Source organism: Pseudomonas sp. MYb185, assembly GCF_002979975.1.
Classification (GTDB): domain Bacteria; phylum Pseudomonadota; class Gammaproteobacteria; order Pseudomonadales; family Pseudomonadaceae; genus Halopseudomonas.
In genome coordinates this window covers 1-14,380 of the sequence record NZ_PCQD01000022.1, presented here as the reverse complement: position 1 = coordinate 14,380, position 14,380 = coordinate 1, and the positions used below count along the sequence as shown (strand labels likewise).

At 63.4% G+C, this 14,380-nt stretch carries 15 protein-coding genes; 4 read left to right on the top strand and 11 right to left on the bottom strand.

What is annotated here, in order from left to right; all coding sequences use genetic code 11:
- Positions 1-58 precede the first annotated feature (58 nt).
- Entirely contained in the window at positions 59-1,108 is a 1,050-nt protein-coding gene (gene lipA, locus CQ007_RS18470; protein WP_105647313.1) for a lipoyl synthase, read from the top strand.
- Between the two features lie 559 nt (positions 1,109-1,667).
- On the opposite strand, the gene lipB is transcribed toward lipA, so the two are convergent.
- From lipB to CQ007_RS18415, 11 genes are all read right to left on the bottom strand, one after another.
- On the bottom strand, positions 1,668-2,291 hold the full coding sequence (lipB, locus tag CQ007_RS18465) for a lipoyl(octanoyl) transferase LipB (protein WP_105647312.1): 624 nt from the start codon (positions 2,289-2,291) through the stop codon (positions 1,668-1,670).
- Positions 2,291-2,566, bottom strand: a complete 276-nt coding sequence (locus tag CQ007_RS18460; RefSeq protein WP_105647311.1) for a YbeD family protein — start codon at positions 2,564-2,566, stop codon at positions 2,291-2,293. The genes lipB and CQ007_RS18460 overlap by 1 nt, the downstream gene beginning before the upstream one ends.
- Positions 2,567-2,578: 12 nt before the next feature.
- A complete protein-coding gene (locus CQ007_RS18455) occupies positions 2,579-3,769 on the bottom strand; it encodes a D-alanyl-D-alanine carboxypeptidase family protein (protein WP_105647310.1) in 1,191 nt (396 codons plus the stop codon).
- A gap of 35 nt (positions 3,770-3,804) precedes the next feature.
- The gene (locus CQ007_RS18450; RefSeq protein ID WP_105647309.1) at positions 3,805-4,701 is read right to left on the bottom strand and encodes a septal ring lytic transglycosylase RlpA family protein; all 897 of its coding nucleotides are present in this window, start codon (positions 4,699-4,701) and stop codon (positions 3,805-3,807) included.
- Entirely contained in the window at positions 4,698-5,633 is a 936-nt protein-coding gene (mltB, locus tag CQ007_RS18445) for a lytic murein transglycosylase B (protein ID WP_105647325.1), read from the bottom strand. The genes CQ007_RS18450 and mltB overlap by 4 nt, the downstream gene beginning before the upstream one ends.
- Before the next feature lie 108 nt (positions 5,634-5,741).
- A complete protein-coding gene (rodA, locus tag CQ007_RS18440; protein ID WP_105647308.1) occupies positions 5,742-6,884 on the bottom strand; it encodes a rod shape-determining protein RodA in 1,143 nt (380 codons plus the stop codon).
- Entirely contained in the window at positions 6,881-8,749 is a 1,869-nt protein-coding gene (mrdA, locus tag CQ007_RS18435; RefSeq protein WP_105647307.1) for a penicillin-binding protein 2, read from the bottom strand. The genes rodA and mrdA overlap by 4 nt, the downstream gene beginning before the upstream one ends.
- Before the next feature lie 3 nt (positions 8,750-8,752).
- Positions 8,753-9,220 (bottom strand): 23S rRNA (pseudouridine(1915)-N(3))-methyltransferase RlmH, encoded by a 468-nt coding sequence (rlmH, locus tag CQ007_RS18430; protein WP_105647306.1) that lies wholly within the window; start codon positions 9,218-9,220, stop codon positions 8,753-8,755.
- A 6-nt stretch (positions 9,221-9,226) separates the two neighbouring features.
- Positions 9,227-9,586: a ribosome silencing factor gene (gene rsfS / locus CQ007_RS18425; protein WP_105647305.1), complete on the bottom strand. Its 360-nt coding sequence runs from the start codon at positions 9,584-9,586 to the stop codon at positions 9,227-9,229.
- A 21-nt stretch (positions 9,587-9,607) separates the two neighbouring features.
- Complete coding sequence (gene nadD, locus CQ007_RS18420; RefSeq protein ID WP_105647304.1) at positions 9,608-10,246, bottom strand: nicotinate-nucleotide adenylyltransferase; 639 nt, start codon at positions 10,244-10,246, stop codon at positions 9,608-9,610.
- A complete protein-coding gene (locus CQ007_RS18415; protein ID WP_256582338.1) occupies positions 10,243-11,508 on the bottom strand; it encodes a glutamate-5-semialdehyde dehydrogenase in 1,266 nt (421 codons plus the stop codon). The genes nadD and CQ007_RS18415 overlap by 4 nt, the downstream gene beginning before the upstream one ends.
- A gap of 89 nt (positions 11,509-11,597) precedes the next feature.
- On the opposite strand from CQ007_RS18415, the gene CQ007_RS18410 reads away from it, so the two are divergent.
- The 3 genes from CQ007_RS18410 to CQ007_RS18400 all read left to right on the top strand — a co-directional run bounded on the left by CQ007_RS18410 (position 11,598) and on the right by CQ007_RS18400 (position 14,278).
- Positions 11,598-12,299: a DNA-3-methyladenine glycosylase gene (locus CQ007_RS18410; RefSeq protein ID WP_105647303.1), complete on the top strand. Its 702-nt coding sequence runs from the start codon at positions 11,598-11,600 to the stop codon at positions 12,297-12,299.
- A complete protein-coding gene (locus CQ007_RS18405) occupies positions 12,300-13,529 on the top strand; it encodes a DedA family protein (RefSeq protein ID WP_105647302.1) in 1,230 nt (409 codons plus the stop codon).
- Positions 13,530-13,822: 293 nt separating this feature from the next.
- Entirely contained in the window at positions 13,823-14,278 is a 456-nt protein-coding gene (locus CQ007_RS18400; RefSeq protein WP_105647301.1) for a MaoC family dehydratase, read from the top strand.
- The last annotated feature ends 102 nt before the right edge of the window (positions 14,279-14,380 follow it).

The window sequence follows — 14,380 nt, the reverse complement described above, 5'->3', positions numbered from 1 at the left end:
CAAGCCTGCCCGTACCTCGAACAACCCCGTGGAGCCTCTACCAGGAGCCCTTGATCCGATGTCTGACAGCACCCCGAACAACGTTGCCAGTGGCGAAAAATTCCGCAATGCCCAGGGCATAGCCGCGATCAAGGACGGCCAGAAGCGCCGCGCCACCGCAGAACCTCAGGTTTTCGAGCCCAAGCCCAAGTGGCTGCGCGTCAAAGCGCCCGCCGGCGACCGTTTCGAAGCGGTCAAACGCAACGTCTCCGAACACCGGCTGAGCACTGTCTGTCAGGAATCCCACTGCCCGAACATGGGTGAATGCTGGTCCAATGGCACCGCTACCATCATGCTGATGGGGTCGGTCTGCACCCGCGCCTGCCGCTTCTGCGCGGTAGATACCGGCAACCCCAACGGCTGGCTGGATCATGAGGAGCCGGAGAATACCGCCCGCTCGGTCGAACTCATGGCGCTGCGCTATATCGTGCTCACCTCGGTCGACCGTGATGACCTGGCTGACGGTGGCGCTGCCCACTACGCCGCCTGCGTACGCGCGATCAAGCAGCGCACCCCGCAGGTAGTGGTCGAAGCATTGACCCCTGATTTCGATGCGGACCTGTCTGCGGTGGAACTGGTGGTCGACTCAGGGCTGGAAGTATTCGCCCAGAACGTCGAAACCGTCGAGCGGCTGACCCGCGAAGTACGCGACCCGCGTGCCGGCTACGCCAAGACCCTGAAGGTACTGGAACATGCCAAGCGCTATCGCCCGGATGTGTTGACCAAGACCAGCCTGATGGTCGGCCTGGGTGAGACCGACGAGGAAATTCTGCAGACCTTCGACGAGCTGCGCACCATCGGCGTCGACATCGTCACCCTTGGTCAGTATCTGCAGCCAACCCGTAATCACCTGTCGGTCAAGCGCTGGGTCAGCCCGGAAGAATTCAACCGCTATCGGGAACTGGGGCTGGCCAAGGGATTCATGGAAGTGGCAGCCGGGCCGCTGGTACGCTCCAGCTACCGTGCCGACCGGGTATTCGAGAAGAACAACCTGGGGCTGGCCGCCCCTGTCGCCGTACCCGGCCAGGAAGTCGATACCAGCCTGATCCCGGCGCTGAATATCAGGTAAGCAGGCGCGCTATTCCCTTCGCCAGCGGTGTTTCATGCAACCGCGCTGGTCGAGATGGAACTCGACCTTCCAGGCTACGCTGCGCTATGGATGGCCGGGTTCCATCCCGGCCTGCGGTGTTTCATGCGGCCGCGCTGGTCGAGATGGAACTCGACCTTCCAGGCTACGCTGCACTATGGATGGCCGGGTTCCATCCCGGCCTGCGGTGTTTCATGCGGCCGCGCTGGTCGAGATGGAACTCGACCTTCCAGGCTACGCTGCACTATGGATGGCCGGGTTCCATCCCGGTCTGCGGTGTTTCATGCGGCCGCGCTGGTCGAGATGGAACTCGACCTTCCAGGCTACGCTGCGCTATGGATGGCCGGGTTCCATCCCGGCCTGCGGTGTTTCATGCGGCCGCGCTGGTCGAGATGGACCTCGACCTTCCAGGCTACGCTGCGCTATGGATGGCCGGGTTCCATCCCGGCCTGCGGTGTTTCATGCAGCCGCGCTGGTCGAGATGGACCTCGACCGGGTCGCGATCAACCTTCCTGGGGGCCAGGGAGCACGGGGAATACCTCTACGCCAGCGGATACCCCAACTGCTGCCGCAGCGTCTGCTCCAGGCGCTGAGCCACCTCGTTGATATCTACCGGCTGCGCCACCAGCTCACTGAGCTGGACCATGCGCAGGCCGCTGTAACCGCAGGGGTTGATGCGCTGGAACGGCTGCATGTCCATATCGACATTCAGCGCCAGGCCATGGAATGAACAGCCCCGGCGCACCCGCAGGCCCAACGAGGCTATCTTCGCGCCATCGACATACACCCCGGGTGCATCCGCTTTGGGCGCGGCCTCCACGCCATAGGATGCCAGCAGCTCGACCAGGCTCCGCTCCATGGCGGTGACCAGCTCCCGCACTCCCAGTCCCAGCCGACGCAGATCCAGCATCAGGTAGCCGACCAGCTGGCCAGGGCCGTGATAGGTCACCTGCCCCCCACGCTCGACCTGGATCACCGGGATATCCCCCGGTGCCAGCAGGTGCTCGGCCTTGCCGGCCTGGCCCTGGGTGAATACCGAGGGGTGTTGCAGCAGCCAGATCTCATCGGCAGTATCGGCGTCACGCTCGGCAGTCAGCCGGCGCATGGCTTCCAACGTGGGCTGGTACTCGACCAGCCCCAGTTCCCTGACGATCAGCTGCGGCATCAAAGCACCATGTGCACGTGGCCGGTGGCCTTGAGGTCGGTATGCAACTGCTGCAGCTGCTGCTCCCCGGTGGCGGTCATCACCAGGCGCAGCGACTGGAAGCGGCCGTTCTTGCTGTCCTGCACCACCAACGTGGCAGCATCCAGCTCCGCATCATGCTGCCTGACCACAGCCAGAACCTGCTCGATGACGCCGTCACCAGCAGTACAGATGACCTTGATCGGGTACTGGCAGGGAAACTCGATCTTCGGTGTCTCAGGGGTCTTGTCGCTCATGGCTGCCTCACTTCAATTGAACAGACCGTAGAAGAACAACCGGATGCTGTCCCACAGACGTCCGAACAGCCCCGCCTGCTCGACATCAGCCAGCGCCACCAGATCGGCGGTGTGCACGACCTCATCGTCCAGCTTGACCTCGACCTGACCTACCACATCGCCTGCAGCCAATGGCGCCTTGATCACCGGATTCAGGGTGACCGCAGCCTCGAGTTTGTCGGCCTGCCCCTTGGGCAGGGTCAGCACCAGGCCATCGGCCAGACCGGCTTCGACGGAATTGGCCTGACCGGACCAGACCCGTGCGCTGGATACCACCTGCCCCGGCTGGTAGAAGCTCTTGGTTTCGAAGAAACGGAAGCCCCAGGTCAACAGCTTCTGGGTTTCCGCGGCGCGGGCCTGCTCGCTATTGGTCCCCATGACCACGGAGATCAGCCGCATACCCTCGCGCTCGGCCGAGGCCACCAGACAGTAGCCGGCTTCATCAGTGTGACCGGTCTTGAGGCCGTCAACCGATTTGTCGCGCCACAGCATGAGGTTGCGGTTGGGCTGGCGGATGCCATTCCAGACAAACTCCTTTTCCTTGTACAGGGTGTAGTGGTCCGGGTCGTCGTTGATGATCGCCTTGGCCATGATGGCCATGTCGCGGGCGCTGGACACATGCCCTTCCGCCGGCAGGCCGGTAGAGTTCTCGAAATGCGTATTGTGCATGCCCAGGCGCTTGGCATGGCTGTTCATCAGATCGGCGAAGGACTCCTCGCTGCCGGCGATATGCTCGGCCACGGCCACACTGGCGTCATTGCCCGACTGGATGATAACGCCCCGCAACAGGTCGATCAGCGGCACCCGGTTGCCCACCTCGATGAACATCTTCGAGCCACCCATGCGCCAGGCCTTCTCGCTGACCAGCACCTCGTCTTCCTCTTTCAGTTGCCCGCGCAGGATCTCCATGCTGGCAATGTAGCTGGTCATCATCTTGGTCAGGCTGGCCGGTGGCAGCGGCTCGTCGGAGTTGTGCTCGACCAGCACCTTGCCGCTGTTGGCATCGATCAACAGATAGCTCGAAGCCGCCACCGTCGGTGGCGGTGGCATCAGCGGAGCACTGGCCTGTGCTTGCGGCTGCGGCTGTGGTGTCTGGGCCAGCGCAGCCGGCGTCAGCAGCACGGCGCTGGAAATCAACAGGGTATGAATAATCTTCTTGAACATGGTGCTCACTGTCTTATGTGTGTATACGCAAGGACTTAATTGGTGCTTACCAGCGTCGGCGTACCGAGATTGGCCAGACGCAGGGTTTCCATCAGCTCCTTCGCCTGATCATGGTTATCCACCGGGCCCAGTCGGACCCGATGCAAGGTGCGTGCATTGACCTGCACCGGACTGACGAATACCGGCGCCTGGACCAGGCCCTGCAGTTGCGCGCGCAGTTGCTCGGCGGCCTGGCCGGAGGAGAACGCCCCGACCTGCAGGTAGAGGCCTCCAGCCACTGGAGCGGCCGGTTTGGCAGGCGCGGCCGCTGGCTGCGCCTGCGGTTGCGCACGCACCAGGTAGCCTGGATTGTTTTGCTGCTGCCAGACCACCGGGTCGATGCCTTCGACCTTGACCCGCGCCGTGCCTTTGTCCGCAAAGCCCAGCTTGACGGCCGCGGCATAGGACAGGTCGATGATGCGATCGGAGTGGAACGGCCCGCGGTCATTGACCCGTACGATGATGCTGCGCTGGTTGTCCACGTTGGTGACCCTGACATAGGTCGGCAACGGCAGGGTCTTGTGCGCAGCGGTCATGCCATACAGATCATAGGGCTCGCCATTGGCGGTCAGCTGACCGTGGAATTTGGTGCCATACCAGGATGCCAGGCCGGTTTCCCGGTAATTGCGGCCATCCTGCATGGGGTTGTAGTTGCGTCCCAGTACCCGGTACGGACTGGCCTTGTAGACACCAGTGTGCGGGGTGGGCACCGCATCCGGGATCTGCGACACATCCATGAAGTAGTCCGGTGCGCCATCCTGACTCGGGCGCGGCTTGCTCGCCGCGCTGCCGGTCTCGCCCTGTTTGACCGACGACGATGAGCAGGCCGCCAGCAAGGTCATCAGCATGATGATGACAGCGACACCCGGACCACGACGCAGTGGTTTGTTCATTCGCCCCTCGCTTCCCTTATCAGGTCGGCCAACTGATGCACGACCATAGCGTACATGACGCTCCGATTGTACCGGGTAATGACATGCAGGTTGTTCAGACCCAGCCAGTACTCCTTATGTTCCCCGGCATCGAACTCGAAGGCCATCACCTCGGTGGCATCATCCAGCTCCGTTTCCGGCGTCCAGCCGAGCTTTTTCAACTCGCCGACGCTGATCTTGGCTTCCAGCCCACGATCCAGGGTAAAGCCCTGACTGTACTGATCGCCGGATACCTTGGCTGGCACCGCGACGGTCTCACCGTGCTGCCATTTGTGTTCGGCAAAATAATTGGCCACGCTGCCGATGGCATCCACCGGATTGTTCCAGATATCGCGCACGCCATCGTCATCGAAATCCACCGCATAGGCCTGATAGCTGCTGGGAATGAATTGCGGAAAGCCCATTGCCCCGGCATAGGAGCCAGTCAGCTCCAGCGGATCGACCTGCTGTTCGCGGGTCAGCACCAGATAGGACTTGAGCTGGCGGCGGAAGAAGTCCGCCCGTGGCGGATAATCGAAGCCCAGGGTGGTGAGCGCGTCGATCACCCGATGGCTGCCCTTGTTGCCACCATAGAAGGTTTCCACGCCGATGATCGCCAGGATCACCTCCGGCTCGACACCGTAGACTTCCTCGGCCCGGGCCAGCGCCTCGGCATGCTTGTCCCAGAACGCCACCCCGTCGGCTATGCGCTTGTCGGTGATGAAGATCTGGCGGTACTCATGCCACGGCCGCACCCGCTCGGCGGGCCGCGAGATCGCCTCCAGGATCGACTCCTTGCGTTCGGCCTGCTCCAACAATTGGCGCACAAGCTGCGGGTTGAAGCCGTACTCGGTACGCATCTCCTCGACGAAGGGCTCCACCGCCGGATGTTCGGCAGTATAGGGGCCAGCCATCAGCACCGGGCTGACGCCGGTAGCCAGCAGAGCAATCAGCGCATTGCTGCGCAACCAGCCTGAAACTTGATCAATCATGAGCAACCCTGATTCTCCCGAAATGCAATCTCATCCATGGCTCATCCACTTGCGGTGCGTATGGATGGACATCAGGATGCCGAAACCTACCAGCAGCGTGGTCAATGAGGTGCCGCCGTAGCTGATCATCGGTAAAGGTACGCCGACCACCGGCAGCAGGCCACTGACCATGCCGATATTAACGAAAACGTAGACAAAAAACGTCAGCGTAATGCTGCCCGCCAGCAACTTGCTGAAACTTTCCTGGGCCTGGTGGGTGATGTACAGCCCGCGGGCGATGATCAACAGGTAGACCAGCAACAGCAGCGCCACGCCGACCAGCCCGAACTCCTCTGCCAGCACCGCGATGATGAAGTCGGTATGCCCTTCCGGCAGGAAGTCCAGATGCGACTGGGTGCCCTGCAGCCAGCCCTTGCCGAAGACCCCGCCGGAACCGATCGCCGCCTTGGACTGGATGATGTTCCAGCCCGCCCCCAGCGGATCGCTCTCGGGGTTGAGAAAGGTCAGTACGCGCTGTTTCTGGTAGCCGTGCATGACGAAGAACCACATGCCCACCGCTCCCGGCACCAGCGCCAGCAGCGCGCCGAGTACATAGCGCCAGCGCAACCCCGCCAGCAACAGACCGAAGATACCCGACGCGGCGATCAGCAGCGTGGTGCCCAGATCCGGCTGCTTGAGGATCAGCACCACCGGTATGAAGATGATCAGCAGGCAGATGCACACATGCTTGAAGCGTGGCGGCATCTCCCGGCGCCCCAGGTACCAGGCGACGCTCATCGGCATCACCAGCTTCATGATTTCCGAGGGCTGGAAGGTGAGCACACCGGGGATCCTGATCCAGCGCTGGGCACCCTTGGCCTCGGTGCCCACCAGCAGCACCGCCAGCAGCAACAGCACCGACACCAGGTAGGCCGGCGGCAACCAGCGCTCCATGAAGCGCGGCTGGAACTGGGCGACGAACATCATCGCCGCCAGGCCGACGGCGTAATGCGCACCCTGGCGGTAGACCATCGCCATGCTCTTGCTGCTGGCGGAATAGAGTACGAAGCTGGCAGCACCGGCCAGCACCAGGATCAGCAACAGCAGCCAGGGGTCCAGGTGCAGACGCATCCACAACGGCTCGCGGCGCATCCCCCGTGGATCGGGTGCGGATATGCCGGTCAACGGCTTCATGGCTCACCCTCCACGGCGAAGGTTTCCGGCTCGGGGTCCGGCAGCAGCCAGGCATCGAACAGCGTCCGCGCCACTGGCGCCGCCACCCGTCCCCCGGACTCACCATTCTCGACCATCACTGCCACCGCGATCTGTGGATCGTCCACCGGAGCGAAACCGACGAACAAGGCGTGATCACGATGCCGTTCCTTCAGGGCTTCGGAGTCATAGCGCGCCCCCTGGGCGATGGCCACCACCTGCGCGGTACCGGTCTTGCCGGCCATGCGATAGGACGCGCCGGCAGCGGCCGCACGGGAGGTGCCGCGCTCCCCATGCATGACGCCCTCCATGGTCTTGATGATGAAGTCCCAGTCGCTGGGGTTCTTCAGCAGCACATCCGGCGGCGTGTCGCTTTCATCAGGCCCCACCCCTTCGGCATGCAACAGCATGCGCGGACGCTTCCATACCCCGCGGTTGGCTATCAGCGCGGTGGAATGGGCCAGTTGCAGGGGCGTGGTCAGCATATAGCCCTGGCCGATACCGGTGATCAGCGTCTCACCGGGATACCAGGGCTGGCGGCGCGAGGCGCGCTTCCAGTCCCGCGAGGGCATCAGGCCGGCGGTTTCCTCGAACATGTCCAGCGAGACCCGTTGGCCCAGGCCGAATTGGCTCATGAATTCATGCAACCGGTCGATGCCCAGCTTGTGGGCCAGATCATAGAAGTAGGTGTCATTGGAACGTGCCATGGCCAGGTCCATATCCACCCAACCGTCGCCGTAGCGGTTCCAGTTGCGGTATTTGTGGGTATTGTTGGGCAATTGGTAGAAACCTGGATCATATACCCGGGCGGTGCGCGTGGTAACACCGTAGTCCAGGCCCGCCAGAGCGACGATCTGCTTGACGGTCGAGCCAGGCGGATACAGCCCACGCAATACACGGTTGAACAGGGGCTGATCGAGCGAATCGCGCAGCGCACCATAATTGGCATGACTGATGCCGGTGACGAACAGGTTCGGATTGAACCCCGGCTGACTGACGAAGGCCAGCACCCCGCCGGTTTTCGGTTCGATCGCCACCACCGCACCACGGCGGTTACCCAGTGCCTGCTCCGCCACCGCCTGCAGCCGACTGTCCAGGTGCAGGGTCAGGTCCTTGCCAGACTCCGGCTCGGTACGCTTGAGCACCCGCAGAACCCGGCCACGGGCATTGGTTTCCACCTCTTCGTAGCCCACCGTGCCGTGCAACTGGTCTTCATAGAAGCGCTCCACACCGGTCTTGCCGATATAGTGCGTGCCGGCATAGGCAACCGGGTCGATGCGTTCCATTTCCCGTTCGTTGATGCGCCCGACATAACCCACTGCGTGGGCGAAATGCTCGGCCAGCGGGTAATGACGCACGAAACTGGCCTGCACCTCGACTCCCGGCAGGCGGAACTGATTGACGGCGATGCGGGCGATCTGGTCCTCGGTCAGGCCGAACATCACCGGTACCGCCTCGAATGGCCGGCGGGCCTGGGTCAGGCGGCGACGCAGCTGCTCGATATCCTCGTCGCTCAACTGCAGCAGGGCCTTCACCAGATCGATGGTGGCATCCAGGTCCGGGGAACGCTCACGGGTGATGCTGAGACTGAAGCTGGGGCGGTTCTCGGCCAGGACGATGCCATTGCGGTCGTAGATACGGCCACGCGCAGGCGGAATCGGTTGCACATGCACCCGATTGTTTTCCGACAGCGTGGAATGATGCTCGTATTGCACCACCTGCAACCAGTACATGCGCGCCAACAGACCGGAAGTCAACAACACGATGAACACCACGGCGAAGATGATCCTGCGCTGTACGATGCCTGCGTCGTTGAGATGGTCCTTGATGCGAATCGGCTTGGCCATGTATCACTTGTGGTAGGGGTGGCGGTTCAGAATGGTCCAGGCGCGATACAGCTGCTCGGCGAGCAGGATACGTACCAAGGGATGGGGCAGCGTCAGTGGCGACAGCGACCAGCGCTGGTCACTGCGCGCAGCCACCTCGCTGGCCAGCCCTTCCGGGCCGCCCACCATCAGGTTCACCGTGCGCGCATCCAGCCGCCAGCTTTCCAGCTGCTCGGCCAGCGCCTCGGTCGACCATGGCCGCCCTTCGACCTCCAGGGTCACGATGCGTTCCCCGGGCTGCGTGGCGGCCAGCATCTGCTCGCCTTCGCGACGCATCAACCGCGGCACGTCGGCGTTCTTGCCGCGGGTGGCCAGCGGAATCTCCACCAGCTCCAGCGGCAGCTCGGCCGGCATGCGCTTGGCGTACTCCTGATAGCCCTGCTCTACCCAGCGCGGCATACGCGAGGCCACGCTGATCAGGCGAATACGCAAGAACGCCTACTCCGCTGTCGGTTGCTGCTGCGCGCGACGCGATTCGGCGCTCTGCCAGAGGCGCTCCAGGTCGTAGAACTGGCGCGTGGCCGGCTGCATGACGTGCACCACGATGTCGCCCAGGTCCACCAGCACCCATTCACCGGAATCCTTGCCCTCGACGCCCAGCGGGCGGCACCCGGCGGCCTTGGCCTTTTCGATGACGTTGTCGGCCAGCGCGCTGACCTGGCGGTTGGAGCCGCCGCTGGCGATAACCATGTAATCGGTAACGCCGGTCAGCTCACGCACGTCAATGCGTACCACATCCTTGGCCTTGAGCTCTTCCAGCGCGTCTTCCACGGTCTTGATCAGATCATCAATCTGCATAATGGTGTTCAGTTCCTCAAATCAGGGCCGGTATAGCCCTTTGGTTTCAATATAGCCAAGCACCGAATCGGGCAATAGAAAGCGCGGCGAGCGCCCTGCCGAAATCAGTGAGCGAATATGGGTAGCGGAGATCGCCAGGGGCGTCTGCGCCAGGCATAGAATCTCGCCATGGGTAGCGGTCAGCGCGGAAGCATCACCAACACTGCGCGCCGCCAACAGATCCTTGAGTACCTCGGGTAATTCCTGATCCTGCTCCGGACGCTGCAATACCACCAGGCTCGCCAGCTCCAGCAGCGACTCCCAGCGATGCCAGCTGGGCAGCCCACAAAAGGCATCCCAGCCGACGACGAGAAACAGCATGGCCTCGGCGCCCAGTTCGGCGCGCAATGCTTCCAGCGTCTCGACCGTATATGACGGCCGCTCCCGACGCAGTTCGCAGTCATCGACCAGCAACTGGTCATCCGACGCGGTAGCCAGGCAGACCATCTCCAGGCGCTGCTCGGCGGTCGCACCGGGACTGTCCCGGTGCGGCGGCGTGGCGTTGGGGATCAGCCGCAGCTCATCCAGCGCCAGGTATTCACGAACCTCAACGGCGCTGCGCAGGTGTCCGAAGTGAATCGGATCAAACGTCCCGCCCAGCAGCCCGACGCGTAATGTCACTGACGAATATGCCCATCGCCATAGACAACGTACTTCTCGCTGGTCAGCCCTTCAAGGCCAACCGGACCACGGGCATGCAACTTGTCGGTGGAAATGCCGATCTCGGCACCCAGGCCGTATTCGAAGCCATCGGCGAAACGGGTCGAGGCGTTGACCATCACCGAACTGGAATCCACCTCGGCCAGGAAGCGCCGTGCCCGGGTGAAATCCTCGGTGACGACCGACTCGGTATGCTGCGAACTGTAGCGATTGATATGCTCCATCGCCTCATCCATGTCCGCAACCACACGGATCGACAGGATCGGCGCCAGGTACTCGGTGGACCAGTCCTCCTCGGTCGCCGCCACTGCCTGCGGCAGGATCGCGCAGGTGCGCTCGCAACCACGCAGCTCCACGCCCTTGTCGGCATACAGCGCCGCCATGCGCGGCAGGAACTCGGCAGCGATCGCCTGATGCACCAGCAGCGTTTCCATGGCGTTGCACACGCCATAGCGATGGGTCTTGGCATTCAGCGCGATGGCCTCGGCCTTGTCCAGATCGGCACGGTCGTCCACATAGACGTGGCAGATGCCATCCAGATGCTTGATCACCGGCACTCGGGCGTCGCGGCTGATGCGCTCGATCAAGCCCTTGCCACCGCGTGGCACGATCACATCGACGTATTCCGGCATGCTGATCAGCGCGCCCACCGCAGCGCGGTCGGTGGTTTCCACCACCTGTACCACTTCCTGCGGCAAGCCGGCGGCATCCAGCCCCTGGCGGATGCACTCGGCGATCGCCCGGTTGGAATGAATGGATTCCGAGCCACCACGCAGGATGCAGGCATTGCCGGACTTCAGGCACAGGCTCGCCGCCTCGACGGTCACGTTCGGCCGCGATTCGTAGATAATACCGATGACGCCCAGCGGCACGCGCATGCGGCCAACCTGGATGCCCGAGGGCAGGTATTTCATGTCACGGATGGCGCCGATCGGATCGGGCAATGCCGCGACCTGACGCAACCCTTCGATCATGCCCTGCAGACCGGCCGGCGTCAGCGCCAGACGATCCAGCATGGCCTCGTCCAGGCCGTTATCACGCCCGGCCTGCAGATCCAGCGCATTGGCCGCGACCAGACTCTGCGCCGCCGCTTCGATGGCCTCGGCGGTAGCCAGCAGCGCCTTGTTCTTGACCGCCGTGGAGGCCCGCGCAATGACGCGCGACGCCGCGCGTGCCTGACGGCCCAGCCCGGTCATGTAATCCACTACCTGATCAGCACTCATCTCGTTCACCAACCTGCAGCCACAACAAAGGCCGCATTATACCGGTCCCTCCAGAGGCTGGACAGGGCGAACCTGCTATCATCGCTGTTATGTCTGCGACTAATTCTTTCCATCAAGCTCCAAACCCTCTATCACGGGGGTTTTTCCAACGTGACAGCCGCGAGCTGGCGGTTCGCCTGCTGGGCAAGGTCATACGTCATTACCACCAGGGCCAGTGGCTGTCGGCGCGCATCATCGAGACCGAGGCCTACCTGCGCGAGGAGAAGGGCAGCCACGCCTCGCTGGGCCTGACCCAGTCGCGCCGCGCGCTGTTCATGGAGGCCGGCACCCTGTACATGTACTATGCCCGCGGCGGCGACTCGCTGAACATCAGCGCCGAGGGTGAAGGCGACGGCGTGCTGATCAAGTCCGGCTACCCGGTGGTCGACGACATCAGCGGCCCGGACAGCCTGGCACTGATGCAGCAGCTGAACCCCGCCAGCAATGGCCAGCCGCGTCCCGCCGCCCGCCTGTGCAATGGCCAGACCCTGCTGTGCCGCTCGCTGCATCTGAAGGTACCGATATGGAACGCCCAGATACCGGACCCGCAGCAGTTGATCATCGATGATGACGGCTATCGGCCCCGGCAGATCATCCAGACCACCCGGCTGGGCATTCCCCTCGGCCGGGACGAGCACCTGCCCTATCGCTTCGTCGACAGTGCCTACGCGCCCTACTGCACGCGCAACCCCCTGGGCCGGACGCGGCAGGAGGGCCGGGACTACCATCTGCTCGATGAAGTGCCGGATTGAATGGAAAGCCTGCTGAGCGGTGAGCTGATCACCTGGCTGGGCAGCCACACCCGCTGGCTGGGGCTGGCCATCTTCCTTATCGCGCTGACCGAGTCGCTGGCGGTCGCCGGCCTGGTGGTACCCGGCGTATTGCTGCTGTTCGCCGCCTCGGCGCTGGCCGGTAGCGGCAACCTCAGCCTGCTCGCCACCCTCGGCTGGGCGTTCAGCGGCGCGGTCTGCGGCGATCTGCTCAGCTTCGCCATGGGCCGCTGGTTCCACCAGGACATCCGTCGCCTCAGAGTGTTCGCCCGTCATCCACAGTGGATAGACCACGGCGAAGGCTTTTTCCGCCGCTACGGCATGTTCAGCATCATTCTCGGCCGTTTCATCGGCCCGATTCGCCCGATCATCCCGATGATCGCCGGCATGTTCGACATGTCCACCTGGCGTTTCCTGCTGGTCAACATCCTGTCCGCGCTGGCCTGGGCTCCGGCCTATGTGCTGCCCGGCTATGTGGCCGGCAACGCAGCCCGTTGGCCGGTACCCGAATCCTTCTGGAGCGAAGCACTGCTGCTGGCCGGCGGACTCGCCGGCTTCAGCTTCGCGCTGCTGTTATTGCTGCGCGCCCAGCAACGCTGGAGCAGCCTGGCGGCGGCGGCCCTGTGCCTGGCGGCGCTGTTCGGCCTGGTAGTGAGTGCCCCCTGGCTGAGTGTGTTGTATGGCACCCTGGAACAATGGCTGGACGAGACCGGGCATGCCGGCCTGTCGGCCGTGCGCAATTGGCTGGCCCCGCTGGGCAGCGAGGCGTTCCTGCTGCTGAGCTACCTGCCGGTGCTGTTCCTGCTGGCGCTGCTGCGCCAGGGCTGGCAGTTGCTGATGCTGCTGATCAGCGCGCTGCTGTGCCTGGCCCTGGGACTGCTGCCGGGCGCCGGCTCTACCCGCCTGGCACTGCTGCTATCGCTGCTGCTGGGGCTGGTGATGCTCAGCAACCGTGATCAGTCATTCTGGCTGCGCCTGAGCTGGGGGATCTACGCCATACCGCTCTGCGCCCTGCCGATCACCGTCTGGCTGAGTCTGCCGGTGGCACTCCCCATAGTGCTGGCCAGCATACTGCAGGCCGCCTGCGCCAGCCTGCTGGCGATCTGGCTGATGGAACGCGGCGGACCATTGCAAGCCCTGCGCCAGCCCTGGTCGATACTGCTGCCGGGCTGGCCATTGCTGGCGGGACTGGCACTGTTGCTGGGCCTGTGACGCGGACATAGCCCAACGCGGCGGTCGCGGCATTCAGCAAACCAATGACAGCCGCAGCGCATTGACCCCATCCCGCCCGCTTGCAACCATGGTCAATCTGAGTCCAGACCATACTCCCTCTCCCCTTGCGGGGTGAAGGAGGAAATAGCGAAGCATGCTTCGCCCGCCTGAACGCCCTGAGCTCTGCGAAGGGCCGGGGCGCGGAGCGGGGCTGGGGAGAGGGGGAAGTTTTCTAGCCCTGAAAAATTCACCCAACCTCAGTCGCCCCAACAACAAAACCAACGGAGCACACCATGACCGCCGTACCCGTATCCGAACTGACTTCCTTTATCGGCAAAGACCTGGGCCATTCCGAGTGGCTGTTGATCGACCAACAGCGCGTCAACCAGTTCGCCGAATGCACCGGCGACCACCAGTTCATCCACCTCGATGAGGAAAAGGCCAAGCAGACGCCGTTTGGCGGCACCATCGCCCATGGCTTCCTGTCGCTATCGCTGATCCCGGCACTGTCAGCCGGCCTGGCCATGCGCCCCGAAGGCCTGAAGATGGCCGTCAACTACGGCCTGGACAGCGTGCGCTTCATCCAGCCGGTGCGCGTCGGCTCGCGGGTGCGCATGCAATTGACGGTGGTGGATGTGACCGAAAAGAACCCCGGCCAGTGGCTGGTCAAATCCCGCGCCACCCTGGAAATCGAAGGCGTCGACAAGCCGGCCTATATCGCCGAGACACTGGCGCTGTACTTCGTCTGATCCACTCTTGGGGTGTAGCGCGCCCGAGACCGTGAAAGTATTTCCTCGCCTTCGCTCGCGAACCCAAAAGGCGGGATAGGAGGCTGTTATCTACTATTGCCC